General features: G+C 70.7%; 18 protein-coding genes and 1 pseudogene. 15 read left to right on the forward strand and 4 right to left on the reverse strand.

The features are described from left to right. Positions 1-17: 17 nt before the first annotated feature. The 3 genes and pseudogenes from ACZ60B_RS09950 to ACZ60B_RS09960 all read left to right on the forward strand — a co-directional run. Positions 18-440 carry a tautomerase family protein gene (locus tag ACZ60B_RS09950; RefSeq protein ID WP_469385510.1) on the forward strand — a complete coding sequence of 141 codons (423 nt, stop codon included), beginning with the start codon at positions 18-20 and terminating at the stop codon, positions 438-440. 154 nt (positions 441-594) lie between these two features. Further along, the gene (locus ACZ60B_RS09955) at positions 595-2,742 is read left to right on the forward strand and encodes a SpoIIE family protein phosphatase (RefSeq protein ID WP_469385511.1); all 2,148 of its coding nucleotides are present in this window, start codon (positions 595-597) and stop codon (positions 2,740-2,742) included. A 357-nt stretch (positions 2,743-3,099) separates the two neighbouring features. After that, positions 3,100-3,483 (forward strand): annotated as a pseudogene (locus ACZ60B_RS09960) (ankyrin repeat domain-containing protein); the annotation flags it as partial. 285 nt (positions 3,484-3,768) lie between these two features. Here the strand turns inward: ACZ60B_RS09960 and ACZ60B_RS09965 are convergent. Further along, on the reverse strand, positions 3,769-4,890 hold the full coding sequence (locus ACZ60B_RS09965) for an NADAR family protein (RefSeq protein ID WP_469385560.1): 1,122 nt from the start codon (positions 4,888-4,890) through the stop codon (positions 3,769-3,771). Positions 4,891-4,924: 34 nt separating this feature from the next. Between ACZ60B_RS09965 and ACZ60B_RS09970 the strand changes: the two genes are divergently transcribed. Then, positions 4,925-5,062, forward strand: coding sequence for a hypothetical protein (locus tag ACZ60B_RS09970; RefSeq protein WP_469385563.1), 138 nt, complete (start codon positions 4,925-4,927; stop codon positions 5,060-5,062). Here ACZ60B_RS09970 and ACZ60B_RS09975 read toward each other — a convergent pair. Next, positions 5,007-5,144, reverse strand: coding sequence for a transposase (locus ACZ60B_RS09975; RefSeq protein ID WP_469385512.1), 138 nt, complete (start codon positions 5,142-5,144; stop codon positions 5,007-5,009). The genes ACZ60B_RS09970 and ACZ60B_RS09975 overlap by 56 nt on opposite strands. A gap of 320 nt (positions 5,145-5,464) precedes the next feature. Between ACZ60B_RS09975 and ACZ60B_RS09980 the strand changes: the two genes are divergently transcribed. The 11 genes from ACZ60B_RS09980 (at position 5,465) to ACZ60B_RS10030 (ending at position 18,237) form a co-directional block, all read left to right on the forward strand. Further along, positions 5,465-5,797: a hypothetical protein gene (locus ACZ60B_RS09980; RefSeq protein WP_469385513.1), complete on the forward strand. Its 333-nt coding sequence runs from the start codon at positions 5,465-5,467 to the stop codon at positions 5,795-5,797. Between the two features lie 1,235 nt (positions 5,798-7,032). Next, positions 7,033-7,590 (forward strand): DUF3291 domain-containing protein, encoded by a 558-nt coding sequence (locus ACZ60B_RS09985; RefSeq protein ID WP_469385514.1) that lies wholly within the window; start codon positions 7,033-7,035, stop codon positions 7,588-7,590. Between the two features lie 557 nt (positions 7,591-8,147). After that, the gene (locus tag ACZ60B_RS09990) at positions 8,148-9,257 is read left to right on the forward strand and encodes an aliphatic sulfonate ABC transporter substrate-binding protein (protein WP_469385515.1); all 1,110 of its coding nucleotides are present in this window, start codon (positions 8,148-8,150) and stop codon (positions 9,255-9,257) included. 39 nt (positions 9,258-9,296) lie between these two features. Continuing rightward, positions 9,297-10,094, forward strand: a complete 798-nt coding sequence (locus ACZ60B_RS09995) for an ABC transporter ATP-binding protein (RefSeq protein ID WP_469385516.1) — start codon at positions 9,297-9,299, stop codon at positions 10,092-10,094. Then, on the forward strand, positions 10,081-11,007 hold the full coding sequence (locus ACZ60B_RS10000) for an ABC transporter permease (protein ID WP_469385517.1): 927 nt from the start codon (positions 10,081-10,083) through the stop codon (positions 11,005-11,007). Before ACZ60B_RS09995 ends, ACZ60B_RS10000 begins: the two co-directional genes overlap by 14 nt. A gap of 329 nt (positions 11,008-11,336) precedes the next feature. Beyond that, entirely contained in the window at positions 11,337-12,125 is a 789-nt protein-coding gene (locus ACZ60B_RS10005) for a GntR family transcriptional regulator (RefSeq protein ID WP_469385518.1), read from the forward strand. Between the two features lie 33 nt (positions 12,126-12,158). Then, complete coding sequence (locus ACZ60B_RS10010) at positions 12,159-12,386, forward strand: 4Fe-4S dicluster domain-containing protein (RefSeq protein WP_199210338.1); 228 nt, start codon at positions 12,159-12,161, stop codon at positions 12,384-12,386. Between the two features lie 14 nt (positions 12,387-12,400). Next, entirely contained in the window at positions 12,401-13,744 is a 1,344-nt protein-coding gene (locus ACZ60B_RS10015; protein WP_469385519.1) for an ABC transporter substrate-binding protein, read from the forward strand. Then, positions 13,741-14,673 carry an ABC transporter permease gene (locus tag ACZ60B_RS10020; RefSeq protein ID WP_469385520.1) on the forward strand — a complete coding sequence of 311 codons (933 nt, stop codon included), beginning with the start codon at positions 13,741-13,743 and terminating at the stop codon, positions 14,671-14,673. Before ACZ60B_RS10015 ends, ACZ60B_RS10020 begins: the two co-directional genes overlap by 4 nt. Continuing rightward, positions 14,657-15,451: an ABC transporter ATP-binding protein gene (locus ACZ60B_RS10025; RefSeq protein WP_469385521.1), complete on the forward strand. Its 795-nt coding sequence runs from the start codon at positions 14,657-14,659 to the stop codon at positions 15,449-15,451. The genes ACZ60B_RS10020 and ACZ60B_RS10025 overlap by 17 nt, the downstream gene beginning before the upstream one ends. Before the next feature lie 11 nt (positions 15,452-15,462). After that, a complete protein-coding gene (locus tag ACZ60B_RS10030; RefSeq protein ID WP_469385522.1) occupies positions 15,463-18,237 on the forward strand; it encodes a fumarate reductase/succinate dehydrogenase flavoprotein subunit in 2,775 nt (924 codons plus the stop codon). A gap of 121 nt (positions 18,238-18,358) precedes the next feature. On the opposite strand, the gene ACZ60B_RS10035 is transcribed toward ACZ60B_RS10030, so the two are convergent. After that, positions 18,359-18,817 (reverse strand): RrF2 family transcriptional regulator, encoded by a 459-nt coding sequence (locus tag ACZ60B_RS10035; RefSeq protein ID WP_469385523.1) that lies wholly within the window; start codon positions 18,815-18,817, stop codon positions 18,359-18,361. A 51-nt stretch (positions 18,818-18,868) separates the two neighbouring features. Beyond that, positions 18,869-20,071, reverse strand: coding sequence for an acyl-CoA dehydrogenase family protein (locus tag ACZ60B_RS10040; protein ID WP_469385524.1), 1,203 nt, complete (start codon positions 20,069-20,071; stop codon positions 18,869-18,871). Positions 20,072-20,106 lie beyond the last annotated feature (35 nt).

Consider the following 20,106-nt stretch of genomic DNA (forward strand, 5'->3'; position numbering starts at 1 on the left):
CCTGGGCGCGGGATGCGGTGCTGCGGCACGTCGAGCAGTTCGCCGGTGACACCTGCACGGCAGCCCGAGACACGCTGACCAGCGAGGTGAAAGCCCGCCTGGCTGCCGAGATCATCCGGATCCACGCAGCCACCAACCACGTGTCTCCCGCCCACGTCGACGTGGTCTTCTGCGAACTCCCCACCGACAGCGTCTTCGCGGGCGGGCAGCCCGCGGCACCGCTCGTCCTCACCGGCTGGGTGCGGCGCGGTCACCCGCAGGACGAAGCAACACGGCTCGCCGTGGAGCCGTCCTCGGCGCTCGCCCGGATCTGCGGACCCGACGAGAGCCGGACCATGATCGTGGTCCAGGACGGCCCTGCCCGGTCCGCCGTCGAAGGCGGCCGCGTGCTGCCCGAACCCGGCGAGGAGAAGAAATGGTTGAGTCCTACCACCACCTGACGTCGCCGAGCACGGACCCATTCCTGCCGCACGCGAAGCGCTCGGAGGGCGCTATGGGCTGAAACCGGGCAGAATTCTGGGGGGGGCAGCTCGGGGTGGCTTCGGGACACTGACCGCCCTGGAGGTGTTTGCCGTGTCCGGTGACGGACCATTCATGCTGGTCGCGCAGGACGGACGGGTGATCGAGTGGTCCGCCTCGGCCGAGGAGACCTTCGGGTGGTCCGCGCAGGAGGCCGTGGGCAGTCACATCGGGGAGCTGGTGGCGCGCGCGGTCAATGGCGAGGGCCGGTGGCCATTCGCCGTCCTGGAGGCCCTGTCGGCGTGCTCGCCGATGATCTTCCATGTGCTGGATGCCGAACTGCGCGTCCTTCAGATCGGCGGTGTCTCCGTCGAGGGGCCGGCATGCGCGGTTTCCGAGACGGGTGGAGTGTTCCCCGAGGTCTACGGACTTGCCGCGCCCGCCGAGGAGAAAGTTGCGCGCGGTGTGCTGAGGTCGGGTGAGCCGGTGCTCGACCACGTGGTGCGGGCACGCGTGCCCGGCGCCCCTCGGGCCCGGCACTACTCCCTGTCGTACATACGAGTGGACAACCTGCACGACGACGTGAGGGGACTGGTCGTCCTCGCTCTCGACGTCACCGACCGGGTACGGGCTGTGCAACGCCTGACCCTCCTGGAAGCGGTGCGCGAACGTGTCGGCGAACAGCTCGACGTCATCGCCGTCTGCCGGGCCCTGACCGACACGGTCGTACCAGGATTCTGCGGCATCGCGGTGGTGGAGGTGATCGACGGGGTCGTACGGGGCGAGGATCCGCCACTGGTGCCGGTCGAAGGAGCCGTACAGCTGCTGCGAGCCGCGTTCCGCGGGGTGGTCTCGGCTCATCCCGTGGGCGGGGTGAGCCGGCTGCCCGACGCCACGCCGTTCTCAAGGGTGCTGACCGACCTGCGGCCCAGGCTCGTCCGCGTGACGCCCGATGCCCTCTGGCTGGCGGCCGACCCGGCTCGGGCGGCCTCGATCGCGCAGTCGGACGCCCATTCCCTGATCGTCGCTCCGCTAGCGCTGCGCGGCCGGGCCATGGGAATCGTCAGCTTCTACCGTCGGGGGACCGAGGAACCCTTCGAGGAAAGGGACCTCGACCTGACGGTCGACGTGTGCGCGCACGCCGCGCTGTCCATCGACAACGCCCGCCGGTACACACGTGAACGCACGATAGCCGCCACCCTGAAGCGCCGGCTGCTCCCGCAACGGCCTGCCGCCACCTCGACGGTCGACATCGCGCGCCTGCACCTGCCCGGACCCGGCACGGGCGGCGCCTGGTCCGACGTCATAGAGCTCTCCGGCGCCCGGACCGCCCTCGTGCTGGGAGACGTCGCCGGCCGAGGCGTCGCCACCGCCACGATCATGGGACAGCTGCGGACCGTGATCCACGCCCTGGCCGCCCTCGACCTGGAACCGGACGAGCTGATGGCCCGGCTCAGCGATACCGCCGCCCGCCTGGCGGTCGAACGCGCGGCGCTGCCCGCCGGGGACAGCCTCCACGCCGAGCCGCTCACCGCGGGGTGTGTGATCGCGGTGTACGACGCGGTCGACCAGCACTGCACGATCGTGCGCGCGGGCCTGTCGGACCCCTACGTCGTCCATCCGGACGGCCAAGCGGCCGCGGTGCCCGTGCCGGAGGGTCCGCTGCTCGCCGGCCCCGGCCACGCCCCCTTCCCCGCCACCACCGTCGAGCTCCCCGAGGGCACCACCCTCGCGGTCAGCAACGAGGACCTGCTGATGCCGACCGGCCAGGTGGGACCCCTGCTCGCTGCAGGAGCCGAGGACTCCCTGGACGAGCTGTGCGACACCGTCGCGTACGCCCTGCGGGACCGCGGCGAATCGGAGAAGCTCCTGCTGCTGGCCCGTGTCAAAGCGCTCCCCGCCGACCGGGTCATGATCCTCACACTGCCCACCAGGAACGAGGCCGCTCCGCTGGCGAGGGCCGCGACCCGACGGCAGCTCGCCGCCTGGAACATAGAGGAGGAAGAGGCCTTCACCACCGAGCTCGTCGTGAGCGAACTGGTGGGCAACGCGGTCCGCTACGGCGCCCCGCCGCTCCAGCTGCGTCTCGTCCTGGACCGGCACCTGATCTGCGAGGTCTACGACGCCGCGCAATGTGCCCCGCACCTGAAGCACGCACGCACCGTCGACGAGGACGGACGCGGACTGTTCATCATCGCCAGCCTCGCGGACAACTGGGGCACCCGCTACGGCCCCGACGGCAAGACGGTCTGGGCGCAACTGTCCACGAGCCCGCCGCCCTGAACCCGCACACCGCCGGCACCACCAAGCCGGAGGGTGATCCCCGGCCGGCCACGCCCGCGCGGTACGAACCGGGCCCCCCGCACAAGCGGAGTGGAACTGACGACGCCGCACCCACCGATTCCGGAACCGGGCCGGCTCGGGACGGAGATCGTGGGCAGCCGCGGTGTGATCGTCGCGTGTGTCGTCGAACAGGACGAGCGTGATGGACACGTCGTACCGCGCTACGCGGTGGAGACCGAGGACGGCAGCCCCTGGAGGCTGCGGCCGGAGCTCCTGATCTCCCGGGGAGGGCTTCATCCCGTGACTCGGCGGGAGCCTGCCTGCGTCATTACCGGATGCCGTCAGTGGTCAACCGTGGTGACGTGGTGGGCACGACGGGAGAGGTCGGCGACGCGGGGTGCCCCTATCTGTTTGGTCAAGCCGAGTGAGGCTGGTCGGCATGACGGATCGGGATCGGTCGGGGCGGACGGCGGTGCACCATGCGGCTGCCGATGGGGACGCGGATGGCCTGCGGGTGCTCTTGGTCGGAGACACCTCCGTGGGGGGGGAGCCGACGATGCGGGCTGGACGCCGCTGCATTTCGCGGCTCAGGCCCAGGCTCCGTCGGCCATCGAGGTCCTCTTGGCCGCGGGTGCGGCGGTTGATGTCGCGGACCGTCATGGCAATACGCCGCTGTGGAGGGCGGTGTTCTGTTCGCAGGGCGGCAGTACGACGATCCGGCTGCTGCTGGAAGCCGGTGCCGACCCTGACCGAGGCAACGGCCATGGCGTGAGCCCTCGGGCGATCGCGGCGCCGACGGAGAGCTGGCCGGCGATCTCGGCCTTGGACAGGCCGTTGCCGACCAGGTTCTCAGGCGGTGATGCGTTCGAGTTCCGTCCGCTGTGGCGGTGTTACTGGGGGGCGGCCGGCGAGTTCCGCCGCGCGGACGGGTCTCGGCCGCCCCGGGTGGAAGCCGGCCGCCCTGTCGTCGACACAGAGCAGCCGCCTGACCCGCCTCAGGGAAGAGTCACGCGTCCGCGCCGCCGGTCACAGGTGCCAGATGCCGGATTGCTGCGCATTCAGTTCGGAGCGGACGAGTTCGAGGAGACGGCCCGTCCAGTTGCGGCCCCGGCCGGCGTTGTCGCCCCAGAAGGACGAGTCCAGGTCGTCGTAGATCACCGTCGCGTCACCTGTCGCCAACAGGTGCTCGGCCAGCTCAGGATGCTGGGCGTACTTGGCGCGCAGCAGGTTGGTCATGACAGCGGTACGCGCATGCTCCCAGCCATCGCGACGCCCGGCTGCGACCGCGAGCCTGCGCGCCTCGGCCGAGGACTCCGCTGACACGATCGCCGCCCGATCCTCGGGCTGAGCGACCGCCAGGGCCCAGTAGGCGTGAGCGACGGAGGGGTAGACGACTTTGCCCACGCTGATCGGGGCGGGGTAGTCGTTGCGCAGGCCGCGCAGGCCGATGTCGGTCACCGGATTGGTCGGATTCAAGTGGTCGAGCTGGACCGCCGGAGCGTGCGCAGTGAGCGGTCCGTCTGCCGCAACGCCCGTACGCTGCTCAGCCGCCCACTGGACTCGTCTCTCGAAGTACGCGACGGCCTGGTCGTAGGTGTCCTGTGTGACCGACGGATCGGCCGGGTGGTAGGTCTGTCCGCCGGGCCCTGCCACCAGCGTCCGCAGCGGCCAGTCCTTCGCATCCATGTCGCCCAGCGCGTAGCGGCGCTGCGACGTCGGGATGGCCAGGAACGCGGTGCGGGCGGTGGTTCGGTTCTCCTCTGTCCGGTCGGCGAGGAAGATCTTCACCGCGGCAAGGCAGCGGCCCGTGGAGTCGGGCCTCCCGTTCAGCTGGTCGATGGTGTCCTGTACTTCGGCGACCAGCAGGTCAGGGGTGATCCAGGTGTGCGGCTCACTGAACTTCCAGCGCGCCACGTCGTAGGCGGACGCCTCGGCGCCGTCCGGGAGGTCGGTGGCCACCCAGCCACTGCGGAGCTTGTCCCGGAACTCCTCGATGGTCACCAGACCCCAGCAGTCGATGAGCCCGTCGGCATAGATGAACAGGTCGGTGAGGAAGTAGCGGTCACCGTTGCGGATGAAGGCGTGCCGCCAGGTTCCAGGTATGCGCACGCCGTCCGCGATGCGATAGGTGATCCGGTTGCCGGGCATCCCGTGATTGTGGCGTAGACGCCGCGAGGAAGACATGGCGACGACCGCCGCGCCTGGGAACTGGCTCTCAGATCCGGCCGCGCGACCGGTCCGGGCCACCGCGGGCACCCAGCTCATCAACCACAACGCGGTGGAGGCCGGGCCCAGGCCCGCTCCCGGCTCCACTGGCTGAGCCGCCGGTAGACCGTCCGCCGGCACGGGCCGAACACCGGTGGCAACTGCCGCCACGTGCACCCCGACGTGGCCACAAACACGGATGGCCGTCAACTCTCCACGATCACCGGACCGACGGTTACCGCCACCTTACGAACGTGTCGCCTCCCTCGGAGGCGCCATCCGTCGGAACAGCTCCCACGGCTCATCCGGCACCAACCGCTCACCGAGGCCGACCGCACGAAGCCAACGAGCCGAGACAGCCGTCAGGAACGATGCCTCTGAGCCATGGTGCCGCGGACGGCAGAAGTGTGACGTGCGCGGCGTCCCTGCGATGACACTCCCCGCGCCGGTCCATCCCCCCGCGACCTGGTCCCTTACACTTCCACCGTCACATACCGTGAGGAATGATGTGAGAAGCGTGACTGAAGTGCTGCGAAGTCCGCGGCGCCCTCTCGTGCTCGGCTCGGTGCTGACCATCGCGCTCGTCGCGCAGTCAGCTCTTCTTGTCGCTCAGCAGATGCAGATCGACGACCTGCGGATGCAGCCCGTCGACGTCCAGGAGAGCCTCGCGCCCGGCCCTTCGGGGCCGTCCGGGCCGCCCGGTCCCACTGGCCCTCCCGGCCCTATCGGCCCGGGGGGCACGCACGGCAAGGACGGCAAGGACGGTAAGGACGGCACGAACGGCAAGGACGGGAAGGACGGCGTGAACGGGAAGGACGCCGTCGCACCGGAAGCTGCGGCGCCGAGTTAGCCGTTCGGCCGCATCGGCCGGCTTCTCCGGCATGCGCGAGAGGGAGTTCCACCCTCTCATGGGCCCGGACAGGCGCAGTTGGAATTGCGGTCGGGGCCCGGACGGGGACCGCGACGCCGCGGAGCATGTCGGACCGCGCTGGTGTCACGGGGCGGGATCGTCTGCCAGAGCCCTCCACTTCGATTCATCGCACACATGAGGAATGACGTGAGAAGTATGAAAGAGGCGTGGCGCAGCCCGCGACGCCGCCTTGTGCTCGGCGCAGCGCTGACCGTCACGCTCCTCGCGCAGGAAGCCGTCATCGTCGCTCACCAACAACAGATCGACGAGCTTCGATCACGGCGTATCGCCCTCCAGGCGAACAGCATCCGCCACGGCCTCCCCGGCCCGCCCGGCCCTTCCGGCCCTTCCGGCGCGCCCGGCCCCACCGGCCCCACCGGCATCCCGGGGCGGAAGGGGAAGGACGGCGACCGCGGCAGGCATGGGCGCCCCGGCAGGAGAGGGAGGCCCGGCAGGGACGGAGTGGTCATCTACATCGGATGACGTCGACTCGACGTCCGGGCGTCGCCGGCGAAGCAGGACACCGAGAACGTCGCAGTTCGCAGCTGAGGTCCAGGCTTGAATCGACTGCGCGGTTGGACCCTTCGGCCTCATCTGGGCGGCGCTCGGCACACCCCGTTTCACGGGTCGAGTCGCCGAGGCATCGAGAGGTGAAGGACCGGGAGCAGTCGCCCGGGCCACCCGATGCCGTTCGGGAATTTCCAGGCAGCACAGTGAGCTGAGCGCCGCGTTCAGCGCCGAAAGAGCCCGCGGCCGGCTGTTGCCGGGCGAGCCGCATCCGGGCAACCTCCTCCACATGACGAGGGGGCCACTTTTTGTAGACCTCGTCCCGTGCTGCCGCGGCTCGTCCATGGCCTGACTCACCGGTGTCACGGGCCGCTGGAAGACGGTGGCGGGGAAGAGGCGCGACCGCGGCCCCAGACCGCCCTTGTCCTCGTCGGCCGCAACAGCCCTGTGCAAGAGGCCACTTGGACAGGGAAATTGCAACTTCGACAGGGCTCGCAGAGGCAGCTACTTTCGTCTGGTCCTCGATGGTCGCCCACGGTCGCACGGGGGTTCCTTCAGGCTGGGCCGGCCGCGACGGGACGAGTCGGTCACGTCCCACGGGCCCTCGCCCCCATGAGTGAGCCACCGAACCGGGTCCACGCCAGGCAGCCCCACCCAGGGAGAGACGCATGCCCCATCTTGCTCTGTACACATTCGGCGTCCTGAAGTCACCTCTCGCCGATCCCGCACCTCTCACGCACGAGTTCTACGACATCGGTGAGGCCGTCTACCGCAGGATCGGTCAGCACCCCGGATACCTCGCTCGTGCTGAAGCGGCCGACGGTGACCGGGGCATGCTCTTCGAGGCGGACTGGGGTGCATGGGGAGAGTTCGCGGTACCGACTTGGTACAGCAAGGGCCGTACGGTGGAAACCACCGCTCTGGCCACGACCCTCTCGCTCTGGACCGGCCTGCGCCCCGCCTTCGACGCCGTCTACACCGGTCTGCACCGTGAGGCGCTGAACAGGCGTCACGACTGGTTCGAGAGGGGAGAACACCCGAGTCACGTGCTCTGGTGGGTCTCCGACGACGTGATACCCACCTGGCGGGACGGGGTTTCCAGGCTGGAGCGCCTCCACGACCACGGCTCCGCGCCGCACGTCTTCACCTTCCACCACGCATTCGCCCCGGACGGAACTCCGGCCAGGGTCAAGGGCATCGGGCCGCAGAGTGACCAGGTTGGCTGACAAGGAAGCCCGAACGACCGGATACCCGGAGATCGCCAGGTCGTAGCAGACTCAGCGCCGTCCTCGATCCCCCTCGCCCTGCCACCGCCGGAGCCCCTCGTCTCCCTCGCACAGCCGGAGGGTCCGGTTGCGAAGCTCTCGGCACCACTGAGTCCAGACGCCGCCTTTCTCCTGGTCGGCGACCCGCTCACCGCCCGCACCGGGCGCATCCGGTCGATGGCTCTCACCCCGGACGGGGTGTCCGGGAAAACCGTTGACACGCTGGACCAATGGCCATAGATCCCAAATGTTGAGATGGTTCTGTCCATAATGTGATTACCCTCTTGGGGTGGCTCCCGCGTTCTGCCACGATCCCTATCAACCAGGTAGGAAAACTAGGAATCAGGGGGTGGCCGTGGGAGCGCTGAGCTGCGCAGACCGGGTGCTGCCCGTGCTGACTTCGCGTCGTCACATCGACTTCGGCCGTACGTCCAGCTCCATCTGACGGCCCGTGCAACACCTCAGCACGCCATCGCACACCCCCTTGAGCACCGCTCCTTCCCTGAGAGGACACCTCCGTGTCTGCCGCAAGACAGCTCACCACCCTGCGCACCCTCGCCGTCATGGCTACGCTCCCGCTCCTGCTCACCGCGTGCGGCTACGGCTCCGAGTCGACCGACGACGGCAAGCAGACCCCGGCTGCTGCGGCAGGCGCCAAGAAGCTCTCCGCCGACGAAGTGAAGATCGGCTACTTCCCCAACCTGACGCACGCCACCGCTCTGGTCGGCGTCCAGGAGGGCCTGTTCCAGAAGGAGCTCGGCGGCACCACGATCAAGCCCTCGACCTTCAACGCCGGCCCCTCCGAGATCGAGGCGCTCAACGCCGGGTCCATCGACATCGGCTGGATCGGCCCCTCCCCCTCCATCAACGGCTACACCAAGTCGGGCGGCAAGAACCTGCGGATCGTCGGCGGTTCCGCCTCCGGTGGCGTGAAGCTGGTCGTCAACCCGAAGAAGATCAAGTCCCTGGACGACGTCAAGGGCAAGAAGATCGCCACGCCTCAGCTCGGCAACACCCAGGACGTCGCGTTCCTCAACTGGATCGCGGACAAGGGCTGGAAGGTGGACGCCGAGAGCGGCAAGGGCGACGTATCCGTCGTCCGCACCGACAACAAGATCACCCCGGACGCCTACAAGTCCGGCTCCATCGACGGCGCCTGGGTGCCGGAGCCGACCGCGTCGAAGCTGGTCGCCGAGGGCGCCAAGGTGCTGCTCGACGAGTCGACGCTGTGGCCCGACAACAAGTTCGTGATCACGAACATCATCGTTTCGCAGAAGTTCCTCAAGGAGCACCCGGACGTCGTCGAGGCCGTGCTGCGCGGTTCGGTGAAGACGAACGAGTGGATCAACGCCAACCCCGACAAGGCGAAGGCTTCCGCCAACTCGGCGCTGGAGAAGCTGTCGGGCAAGGCGCTGCCCGCCGAGGTCATCGATCCGGCCTGGAAGTCCATCGCGTTCCTCGACGACCCGCTGGCCTCCACCCTCAACAGCGAGGCCGAGCACGCGGTCAAGGCCGGCCTGCTGGACAAGCCCAACCTGACGGGCATCTACGACCTCACCTCGCTCAACAAGGTCCTCAAGGCCGAGGGCAAGGCCACGGTCGACGACGCCGGTCTCGGCGCCAAGTAACGACGACCGGTCCCGACGAGTTCCCAGGAGGTGACGACCATGGCCGCCACGATCATCAACACGGCCGAGGACACCAGGACGGTGACGCACGCCGCCCGCATCGAGCACGTCTCGAAGTCCTTCCCCGCCCGGGGCACGCCCGGCGGATCCCAGCTCGTGCTGGACGACATCACTCTCGATGTCGCACCGGGCGAGTTCGTCACCCTCCTGGGGGCCTCGGGCTGTGGCAAGTCCACCCTGCTGAACCTGGTCGCGGGACTGGACCGGCCGTCCGCCGGCTCGATCGGCACGGACGGCCGGCCCGCCCTGATGTTCCAGGAGCACGCCCTGTTCCCGTGGCTGACCGCGGGCAAGAACATCGAACTCGCGCTGAAACTGCGCGGCATCGCCAAGCCGGAGCGCCGTCAGGAGGCGGAACGGCTGCTGGGACTCGTACGGCTGGAGGGCGCGTACGGCAAGCGGGTGCACGAGCTGTCCGGCGGTATGCGCCAGCGTGTGGCGCTGGCGCGGGCACTGGCCCAGGACAGTCGGCTGCTGCTGATGGACGAGCCCTTCGCCGCTCTGGACGCCATCACCCGGGACGTCCTGCACGATGAACTGACCCGTATCTGGCAGGAGACGGGACTGTCGGTCCTGTTCGTGACGCACAACGTGCGCGAGGCGGTGCGACTGGCCCAGCGCGTCGTCCTGCTGTCCTCCCGGCCGGGGCGGATCGTCCGGGAGTGGACGGTCGGTATTCCCCAGCCGCGCCGCATCGAGGACAGCGCGGTCGCCGAACTGTCCGTCGAGATCACCGAAGAACTGCGTGGGGAGATCCGCCGCCATGGCCAGCACTGACACCGGAGCCGACACCGAGAAGGACGGCTCCACGGCAGTCGGGGACTCCCGGACGCCGAGTGATCTCGCGGGAGTGGAGGCCGGGCTCGACGCGCTGGAGTCCGTGCAGGCCGGTCCCGCGCCGCTGCGCGAGACCCTGATACGCAAGGTCCTGCCGCCCGTCACCGCCGTGGCACTGGTGCTGGCGGTCTGGCAGCTGCTGGTGTGGGCGCACGTCGCCCCCGACTACAAGCTGCCCGCGCCCTCCGCCGTGTGGGGCGAGGTGAGCGATGCCTGGGTCCAGGGCACTCTGCTCGACTACATCTGGACCAGCGTCTCGCGCGGCCTGCTCGGCTTCCTGCTGGCGCTCGTCATCGGTACGCCGCTCGGCCTGCTGGTCGCCCGGGTGGCGTTCGTCCGGGCGGCCATCGGCCCCATCCTGTCCGGCCTGCAGTCGCTGCCGTCGGTGGCCTGGGTGCCGCCCGCGGTGATCTGGCTGGGCCTCGACGACTCGATGATGTACGCCGTGATCCTCCTCGGCGCGGTCCCGTCCATCGCGAACGGCCTGGTCGCGGGCATCGACCAGATCCCGCCGCTGTTCCTGCGGGCCGGCCGGACGCTGGGCGCGACCGGTCTGCGCGGGGCGTGGCACATCGTCATGCCGGGGGCGCTGCCCGGCTATCTGGCGGGACTCAAGCAGGGCTGGGCGTTCTCCTGGCGGTCGCTGATGGCCGCCGAGATCATCGCCTCCTCGCCCGATCTGGGCGTCGGCCTGGGCCAGTTGCTGGAGAACGGGCGCAACAACTCCAGCATGTCGCAGGTGTTCCTGGCCATCTTCCTGATCCTGCTCGTCGGCATCGCCATCGACCTGCTGATCTTCAGCCCGCTGGAGCGGTGGGTGCTGCGCAGCCGAGGCCTGCTGGTCATCCGCTGAGCGAACGAATCCCCCGCGACACAGAGTGCGCGCCCGGCCCCTCGGCCACGCGCACACGGCACCGGCCCGCACAGGCGTCCTCCCTGCACGCGAGCCGGTGCTGTCGTATGCGCAGGAGGCGGGTCCTGCCCACGTCGGGGCGCAGGTGAACCAGCTGTGCGACATCTCGCGTTGATCGCCTTCTCGGTTCTCGCGGGCAGGGCCCGGCACTGGCAGATCTTCCCGTCTGTGCGACGAAACCCCAGTTCAGGTGGGCATCTGGCCATGTGTCAGGTGGCGCAACACTGCGGCAACACCGCTTTCCCTACCAGATAGGTATGGTCCGAAACATGTCACCCGCCGAGCGCATCCGAGACCACGCCGACCAGGGCGCGAGCACCGTCGCCGCCCACCGGGCGCGGCGCCGGCTGCGTGCGGACCGGGCCCGCCAGCTCGCCGACCTGATCCGCCACCAGCTCCTGGCCGGGAGGTTCCCGGAGGGCGCGCTTCCGCACGAGACGACCCTCGCCACGGACTACAGCGCCTCCCGCAACACCGTTCGCCAGGCCCTCGACCTCCTGCGCGCAGAGGGCCTGGTCGAACGCCTCCCCGGCGTCGGCACGGTCGTCGTGGGCCAGAAGTACCCCCACGGACTCGACCGTCTGATGGGCCTCGCGGAAACCCTGCGCGAACACGGCCAGGTCACCAACGAGGTCCGCACCGTGGGCCCCGTCCCCGCCCCGTCCCCGGTGGCCGACCGTCTGCACGTCCCGCCCGGCACCGACGTCCTCTACATCGAACGTCTGCGCCGGCTGAACGGTCTGCCCCTGTCCCTCGACCTCACGTACGTCCCACTCGACGTCGGCACCGCCCTGCTCCGCGAGGACCTGGAGAACACGGACATCTTCCGGCTCCTGGAGACGCTCACCGGCACCCCCCTCGGTCACGCCGAGATCAGCCTCGAGGCGGTGAACGCCGACGCCCACTGCGCCGCCGTACTGCAGGCGCCGCGCGGCGCGGCCGTGCTGATGCTGGAACGTCTCACGCACCTCGCCGACGGGCGGCCCGTCGACCTGGAATTCATCCGCTTCCGCGGCGACCGCATCTCGATGAGCGGTCTGCTGCACCGCTCCCTGTAATCACCCTGCTCGCGCATCTTCCTGGAGACAGCCATGCCCTTGGCGCCCCAGCGGGCCGACGTGCCCGTGACCATCGACGAGTCGAAGTGCATCGACGGCTGCACCCTCTGCGTGGACATGTGCCCGCTGGACTCCCTCGCCATCGACGACAGCAACGGCAAGGCCTACATGCACGTCGACGAGTGCTGGTACTGCGGCCCGTGCGCGGCCCGCTGCCCCACCGGAGCCGTCACGGTCAACATGCCCTACCTGCTCCGGTGAAAGGCCGAACTCCCTTGAAACGCACAGTATTTGCCGCAGCCGCCGCCCTGCTCCTCGCACCGCTCACCGCCTGCGGCGGCGACGCGGCGGGCGCTGACGGCTCCACCGTCACCATCACCGTCGGCTACCAGTCGAAGACCATCAACACGGTCACCGCGGGAACCCTCCTGCGCTCGCTCGGCTACTTCGAGAGGGAGTTGAACTCCCTCGGCGACGGCCGCACCTACAAGGTCGACTGGCAGGACTACGCCACCGGCGCCCCCATCACCGCCCAGATGACCGCCGGGAAGATCGACATCGGCTCGATGGGCGACTTCCCGCTGCTCATCAACGCCGCCCGCGGCAAGCAGCTGAACCGCCCCACCCGTCTGGTCTCCGTCACCGGCTACAACCTGCGCGGCGGCCTCAACACCATCGTCACCGCACCCGGTTCCAAGCTCACCTCCCTGAAGGACCTGAAGGACAAGAAGGTCTCCACGAGCGTCGGCTCCGCCGCGGACGGCACCCTCGTACGGGCCCTGCAGCGCGCCGGCATCGACCCGGACGACGGCATCGACAAGCTCAACCAGCAGCCCGCCGTGGGCGCGTCGGCCCTGGCGGCGGGCAGTGCGGACGCCCTCTCGCAATTCGTGGCCTGGCCGGGTCTGCTCGCCTACCAGGGCAGGGCGAAGGCCCTCTACGACGGCGCCCAGTTGAACCTGCCCACCTTCCACGGCGTCACCGTCCGCGAGGACTTCGCCGAGAACCGACCGGTCGTGCTGGAGACCTTCCTCAAAGCCCAGGCCGAGGCCACCGACTACCTCAACACCCATCCCGTGGCCGCCGCCGAGAAGGTCGCCGGGGCCACCGGCCTGCCCGCCGAGGTCGTCTACCTCTACAACGGCGCCCACGGCATCTCCACCTTCGACCCGGCCGTCAAGCCGCGGCTCGTCTCCGCGCTGAAGCAGGACGTGTCGGTGCTGAAGGCGGCCGAGCTGACCGGCGACATCGACGTGGACTCCTTCGTCGACGACCACTACGTGAAGAAGGCCCTCGGGGCGTCGTACGCGAAGCAGCTCGCCGCCGGGCCGCCCGCCGCCGCGAGCGAGGCATGGCCGAAGGGCGCCCAGGAAACCAAGGTCTTCAACTCCCCGGCGGGGCTGCTGGCTTACGTGGCCGCGCGCCCCGGCGCTGTCCGCGCCGCCTACGTGCCCGACGCCACCACCGGCACCCTGTGGTTCGCCGACAAGGCGGTATGGGTGGCCGACGGCGACAAGCTCGTGCCGTTCGTCGCCCCGGCGACCGCGCAGGCGTATGTCTCCGCGCACGGCGGTGCCCGCGTGATCACCTACGCCGAAGCCCTGGAGCGTGCGGCGTGAGCCGGCCCGCTCCGCGAACGGGCCGCCACCGGCCGCCACTTGAGCCGATCGGCCGGTACGTGCTGCGGGTGGGCGCCGTCGCGGCCGCCCTGGGCCTGTGGCAGCTGCTGACCAGCCTGGACGTCGACCTGTGGCTGCGCTTCTCGCAGTTCCCCACCGTCACCGACGTGGCCCACACCTTCGCCGACCGCCTCTCGGGGGCGGACTACTGGCGGGACCTCACCGACAGCCTGACCCACATCGTCACCGGCTTCCTGCTGGCCGCGGTGCTGGGTGTGGCGGTCGGCGTGCTCGTGGCCCGCTCGCCACTGGCCGAGGACCTGCTGGGCCCCCTGCTGGAAATGGTGCGCCCGATCCCGGCGATCGCCCTGGTGCCCGTGGCGATCCTGCTCTTCCCCTCCAACGAACAGGGCATCGTCTTCATCACGTTCACCGCGGCCTTCTTCCCGGTCCTGGTCTCCACCCGGCACTCCGTGCGGGCGCTGACCCCCGTGTGGGAGGAGGCCGTCCTCACGATGGGCGGCGGCCGGTGGCGCATCCTCGGCTCGGTCGTCCTGCCGGGCGCGCTGCCCGGCATCTTCGGCGGCCTGTCGGTCGGCATCGGCGTCTCGTGGATCTGCGTGATCTCCGCCGAGATGATCTCCGGTCAGTACGGCGTCGGTTACCGCACCTGGCAGGACTACACGATCGTCGACTACCCCGGTGTCTTCGTCGGCATGGTCACGATCGGCGCCCTGGGCTGGCTCACCTCCACGGCGGTCGAGTCGCTGGGCCGCCGTCTGACCCGCTGGCTGCCCCGCACGTCGTACCTCCCCGCAGCCCGGCCGACAGCGCCGCGCACGCTCGCGTCCACCCGGCAGGCCGCCACCGCCGCACGCACCGCACACCCCTCCGACACCGAGGAGGCACGCGATGAGCACCTCGTCTGAGACCAAGCCCGAACTGCGTACGGCGGACCGGGCACCGTCGCCCCCACGCGGTACCCGGCTCACCCTCCACGCCGCCACGCTCGGCCGCCCCGACGCCCCCGTCCTGGCCGACGTCGACCTGGACGTCGCGCGCGGTGAGATCCTCACGGTCGTCGGCCCCTCCGGCTGCGGCAAGTCGACCCTGCTGCGCAGCCTGGCGGGCCTGCTTCCCCCGCTGGCCGGAGAGATCGGCCAGGACGGGCACCGACTGACCGGCCCCTCCGCCGAACGCGCCCTGGTCTTCCAGGACGACGCCCTCCTGCCCTGGCGCACCCTGCGCGCCAACGTCGAACTCCCGCTCGCCATCCGCCGCGTCAAGCGCGCCGAACGCCGCGTCGAGGCCGAGGCGTGGCTGGCTCGGGTCGGACTGGCCGACCACGCCCGCCAGTTGCCCCACCGCGTCTCCGGCGGGCAGCGCCAGCGCGCCCAGTTGGCCCGCGCCCTGGCCGGGCGTCCGCGCGCCGTCCTCATGGACGAGCCGTTCGGCGCCCTCGACGCCCAGACCCGGGCCGGCATGCAGGACCTGCTGGTCGAGGTGCTGCGGGGCACGGGCGCGACCGTCGTCTTCGTCACCCACGACGTGGACGAGGCCCTCTTTCTCGGCGACCGCGTGGCCCTGCTCGGCGCCGGCCGTCTGCTCGCCGTACGGGACGTACCGCACCCGCGCGAACGCACGGCCCACGACGACGCGGCCCGCGTGGCCCTGCGCCGCGACGTCCTCACCTCGCTCGGTACGTGAAAGGCACCCCGGTGAACCCTCGCGCGAACACCCCCTCCCAGACCCTCCCGGTCCCCGCCCTCGCCGACGCCGAGGAACTGACCTGCGACGTCCTCGTCATCGGCGGCGGCACCGCCGGCACCATGGCGGCCCTGACCGCCGCCGAGCACGGCGCGGACGTCCTGCTGCTGGAGAAGGCGCACGTACGTCACTCCGGCGCCCTCGCGATGGGCATGGACGGCGTCAACAACGCCGTCATCCCCGGCCGCGCCGAACCCGACGACTACGTCGCCGAGATCACCCGCGCCAACGACGGCATCGTCGACCAGTCCACCGTCCGCCAGACCGCCACCCGCGGCTTCGCCATGGTGCAGCGGCTGGAGTCGTACGGCGTGAAGTTCGAGAAGGACGAGCACGGCGAGTACGCCGTGCGCCAGGTCCACCGCTCCGGCTCCTACGTGCTGCCGATGCCGGAGGGCAAGGACGTCAAGAAGGTCCTGTACCGGCAGTTGCGACGGCGCGAGATGCGCGAGCGGATCCGCATCGAGAACCGGGTGATGCCGGTGCGGGTGCTGACGGCGGGCGAGGGCGAGGGCCGGCGGGCGGTGGGGGCGGTCGGCTTCAACACACGCACGGGCGCGTTCGTGGTGGTGCGCGCGGGCGCCGTGATCCTGGCGACCGGCGCCTGCGGCCGGCTCGGCCTGCCCGCCTCCGGCTACCTCTACGGCACCTACGAGAACCCCACCAACGCGGGCGACGGCTACGCCATGGCCTACCACGCGGGCGCCGAACTCACCGGCATCGAGTGCTTCCAGATCAACCCGCTGATCAAGGACTACAACGGCCCCGCCTGCGCCTACGTCGCCAACCCCTTCGGCGGCTACCAGGTCAACCGGCACGGCGAGCGCTTCGTCGACTCCGACTACTGGTCCGGTCGGATGATGGCCGAGTTCGCAGCCGAGATCGCCAGCGACCGGGGCCCGGTCTACCTGAAGCTGAGCCACCTTCCAGAAGAGTCGGTCTCGGCCCTGGAATCGATCCTCCACTCGACCGAGCGCCCGACGCGAGGCACCTTCCATGCCGGTCGGGGCCATGACTACCGCACCCACGACGTCGAGATGCACATCTCGGAAATCGGCCTGTGCGGCGGCCACTCGGCCTCGGGCGTACGGGTCGACGACCACGCCCGTACGACCGTCCCGCGCCTGTACGCCGCCGGTGACCTGGCCTGCGTGCCGCACAACTACATGATCGGCGCGTTCGTCTTCGGCGACCTGGCCGGAGCGGACGCGTCCCAGTACCAGGCCTACGAGGGCGAGTTGGACGACGGCCAGCTGCGCGAGGCGCACGAGCTGATCTACCGCCCGCTGCGCAACCCGGACGGTCCACCGCAGCCCCAGGTCGAGTACAAGCTGCGCCGCTTCGTCAACGACTACGTCGCCCCGCCGAAGTCCGGCGCCCGTCTCTCCCTCGCCCTGGAAGCCTTCGAGCGGATGCGGGACGACATCGCCGCAATGGGCGCGCGCACCCCGCACGAACTCATGCGCTGCGCCGAGGTCACCTTCATCCGCGACTGCGCGGAGATGGCCGCACGCGCCTCCCTGGCCCGCACCGAGTCCCGCTGGGGCCTCTACCACGACCGCATCGACCACCCCCGGCGTGACGACGCGTCCTGGTTCCACCACCTCGATCTGCGCAAGTCCCCTTCCGGCACCATGGAGTTCACCGCCCGCCCTGTGGCTGCCTACCTGGTCCCGGTCGACGGCTTCACCCCGGCCGGCGGCCCCTCCCGGCACCTGGGCGAGGTCCACCCCGAACAGGTGGCGACGGCAGGGGCCCGGGAAGCGGCGCCGGTGGCGTTGCGGCAGGAACCCACCGCGGCCGACCCGGTCGGCCGCCCCCGGGCCGACGCGGACGCGCACGCCACACCGCGCCTGCTCGAACTCCTCGCTCTCGCCGAGGACGAGCCCGATCTCGCCATGCTGGCCGCCTACTTGACGGACCCGGACTCCAGCGTGCGCCGGACGGCCGTCACGGTCCTGACGGAGACCGTGCCACCGGGCACCGGACCGGCACTGGCTTCGGCGCTCGCCGATACCGACGCCGGCGTCCGCGCCGCCGCGGTCGCCTCACTGCGCGAACTGGTCGAGACGCTGGCGCCGGAACCGGCCCTGCGCGACGGCCTCGCCGTCGCCCTGTCCGCGGCCGACCCCGCCGTCCGCGCCGTCGCACTGGACGTGCTGCGTGCCCTGCGGCTCGGTGACGCCGAGCTGTTCGCGCACTCCCTGCCGGATTCCGACATCGCCGTACGCATCGCGGCCGTGCGCGCGCTGGTGTCGGTCGACGCCTTTGCAGAGGTGGCCCGCGCAGCGGCCGTCGATCCGTCCCGCGAGGTCCGCGTCACGATCGCCAAGGCCCTGGCCACCATGGACACACGCACCGACACGGCCCGCTCGGCCCTCGCCGCGCTCGTCGACGATCCCGACGCCCTGGTGCGGGGGGCGGCCTACGAGTCTCTGGGCACGACGGGCTGCCCGCCCGCCCTGGCCACCCGCGCCGAGTCCGCCCTGTCGGACCCGGCCTGGCAGGTCCGGGCCGGCGCCGCCACGGCTCTGTCCGCCGCGGACCCCGACCTGGCCGTCCCGGCCCTCGCCAAGACCCTCGCCGACCCGAACGCCGACGTCCGCAAGGCCGCCGTACTGGCCCTGACCCGGCACCGTGCCGTCGAGGACGCCCGGGCGGCCCTGGCCACCGCGACGACGGACTCGGACGCGGACGTCAGGGCCTATGCGGTACGCACACTGTGACCGAGACCTGCCGTACGGCCGGTAAGGCATCCTGCGGGACGTCACGTGCCACTTCGGACCGGGCGTGACTCCGCCTCGTCGGCCGTCGTAGTTCTTGCTCGTTCCCCCCACCGGACGCCGGTCAGGGATTGGTCCAGGCCTCGGGGTCCTCCGCGAGGCTCAGGACCTCGGCGGGCAGCTTGGCCGTGGCCACGTGGGCGAGGGTGACCTCGCCGAGGATCTTGCGGACGTTGGCGCGCGCGGCGATCCACAGCGGCAGCAGCGACTCCGCGGGACCGCTGTAGGAGAGCTCGGGCGGGCGCACCCCCCGCACCGAGACCAGGGGGCCGTCCGCGACGCGGATGACGTCGGCGATGGCGATCGACTCCGCCGGGCGGGCGAGCCGGTAGCCGCCGTTGCCGCCCCGCTGGCTGACCACGAGGCCGCCCCGGCGCAGGTCGCCGAGGATGCCCTCAAGGAATTTGTGCGGGATGCCCTGCGCCGCAGCGATCGCCTCGGCCTTGACCGAGGCCTCGCTCCCTGCCGCGGCCAGCTCCAGTGCCGCCCGCACCGCATAGTCCGCCCGCGCCGAGATCCGCATGCCGCCATTATCCCTCACTGTCGTACCGGCCCCCGCACCGGTCGCCCCTGGTCAGGCCGGAAGGGCGAAGGGCGGGTGCGCGCCGTTGAGGAAGTAGTCGCCCACCTCGCGCAGTCTGTGGGCGACCGGCTCGCGCAGGGTGTGTGTCCGGGCGTTGCGCCAGAAGCGGTCCAGGCCGTGCCGCGCGGAGGCGGCGTCGGCGCCGATCACGTCCAGGGCACGCGTGGTGATCTCCTGCGCGGCCCGGGAGGCGGCCGACTCGGCCACGCTCGCGAGGACGGCGATCTCCGCGCACTCCTCGAAGTCGAGATCCTCGCCTTGCACCAGGCCGCGCACCAGGGCATCGACCGCCTGCTCGGCGAGGGCGGACGCGGCACGTGCGACGACGGTGAGCTCGCCGTACACGGTCAGGGCGTGCGGATCTTGCGGCGGGCTGTCCGGCCAGGGCTCGGGCGAGAGCGGCTGCCAGGAGGACCTCATACCCCTTCCGCACTCGCGGACCTCGGCCAGCAGTCCCTCTGCCACGCCCAGACAGAACTGGACGGAGACCAGACGCGCGGTCGGCGCGGCCAGAGAGGCGAAGGGTGACAGGACGCCCTCGTCCGGCGAGAGCGTGCCCAGCACATCGTCGGCCGCGACCAGAACGGAATCGAACTCCACGCCGCCGCCGGCCGCCAGCCGCTGGCCGAAGGCGTCCCCGCCGCTGCCGCCCACGACGCCCGGCCGGGCGGGGTCGACCAGGACGGCCCATGGCTCACCGGTGCCGTACTTGGCGGCACGGACCACCAGCCGGTCGGCGACCCCGACTCCGGTGGCATACCTCTGGTAGCCGTTGAGCAGATAGCCGCCCGGGGTGGGGGTCAGGATGAGTGGTGGTTCATATGAGGCGATGCCGCCTCCCCAGCACCACTGCCCCGCTGTCGACTCCCGCTCGATGCGGGCAGTACGGGTGCGGTCGCCGAAGAACCTGGCGCTGCCGGACAGGAAGTAGTGGTTGCCCAGCAGGTGGCCGATGGCGCCGTCGGCCGCGGCGACGGTCCGGATGACCTCGTAGGCCGTGCGCCAGTCCGCACCGCCTCCCCCGAGATCGGCCGGTGCCGCCAGTGTCAGCAGTCCCGACTCTCGCAGCCGCGCCACCTCGTCGAGCGGTGCCTTGGCGGCCTGTTCGCGCTCGGCCGCGTCCGTGGCCAGGTCGTCCGCGATCTCGCGGGCAATGTGCAGCCAGTCGACCTGTCCGGTTTCCGCGTCGGTCACCTCGTCCGCCTTCACCGGGACGTCCTCGCCCGCTT

Source organism: Streptomyces sp. NPDC104096, assembly GCF_055584385.1.

Bases quoted from the DNA above. Each gene is read 5' to 3' on its own strand.
- ACZ60B_RS09970 (WP_469385563.1), top strand. From the start codon at position 4,925: ATGGCGACGACCGCCGCGCCTGGGAACTGGCTCTCAGATCCGGCCGCG.
- ACZ60B_RS10005 (WP_469385518.1), top strand. From the start codon at position 11,337: ATGTCACCCGCCGAGCGCATCCGAGACCACGCCGACCAGGGCGCGAGC.
- ACZ60B_RS09965 (WP_469385560.1), bottom strand. From the start codon at position 4,890: ATGCCCGGCAACCGGATCACCTATCGCATCGCGGACGGCGTGCGCATA.
- ACZ60B_RS10000 (WP_469385517.1), top strand. From the start codon at position 10,081: ATGGCCAGCACTGACACCGGAGCCGACACCGAGAAGGACGGCTCCACG.
- ACZ60B_RS10035 (WP_469385523.1), bottom strand. From the start codon at position 18,817: ATGCGGATCTCGGCGCGGGCGGACTATGCGGTGCGGGCGGCACTGGAG.
- ACZ60B_RS09955 (WP_469385511.1), top strand. From the start codon at position 595: ATGCTGGTCGCGCAGGACGGACGGGTGATCGAGTGGTCCGCCTCGGCC.
- ACZ60B_RS09985 (WP_469385514.1), top strand. From the start codon at position 7,033: ATGCCCCATCTTGCTCTGTACACATTCGGCGTCCTGAAGTCACCTCTC.
- ACZ60B_RS09995 (WP_469385516.1), top strand. From the start codon at position 9,297: ATGGCCGCCACGATCATCAACACGGCCGAGGACACCAGGACGGTGACG.
- ACZ60B_RS10010 (WP_199210338.1), top strand. From the start codon at position 12,159: ATGCCCTTGGCGCCCCAGCGGGCCGACGTGCCCGTGACCATCGACGAG.
- ACZ60B_RS10025 (WP_469385521.1), top strand. From the start codon at position 14,657: ATGAGCACCTCGTCTGAGACCAAGCCCGAACTGCGTACGGCGGACCGG.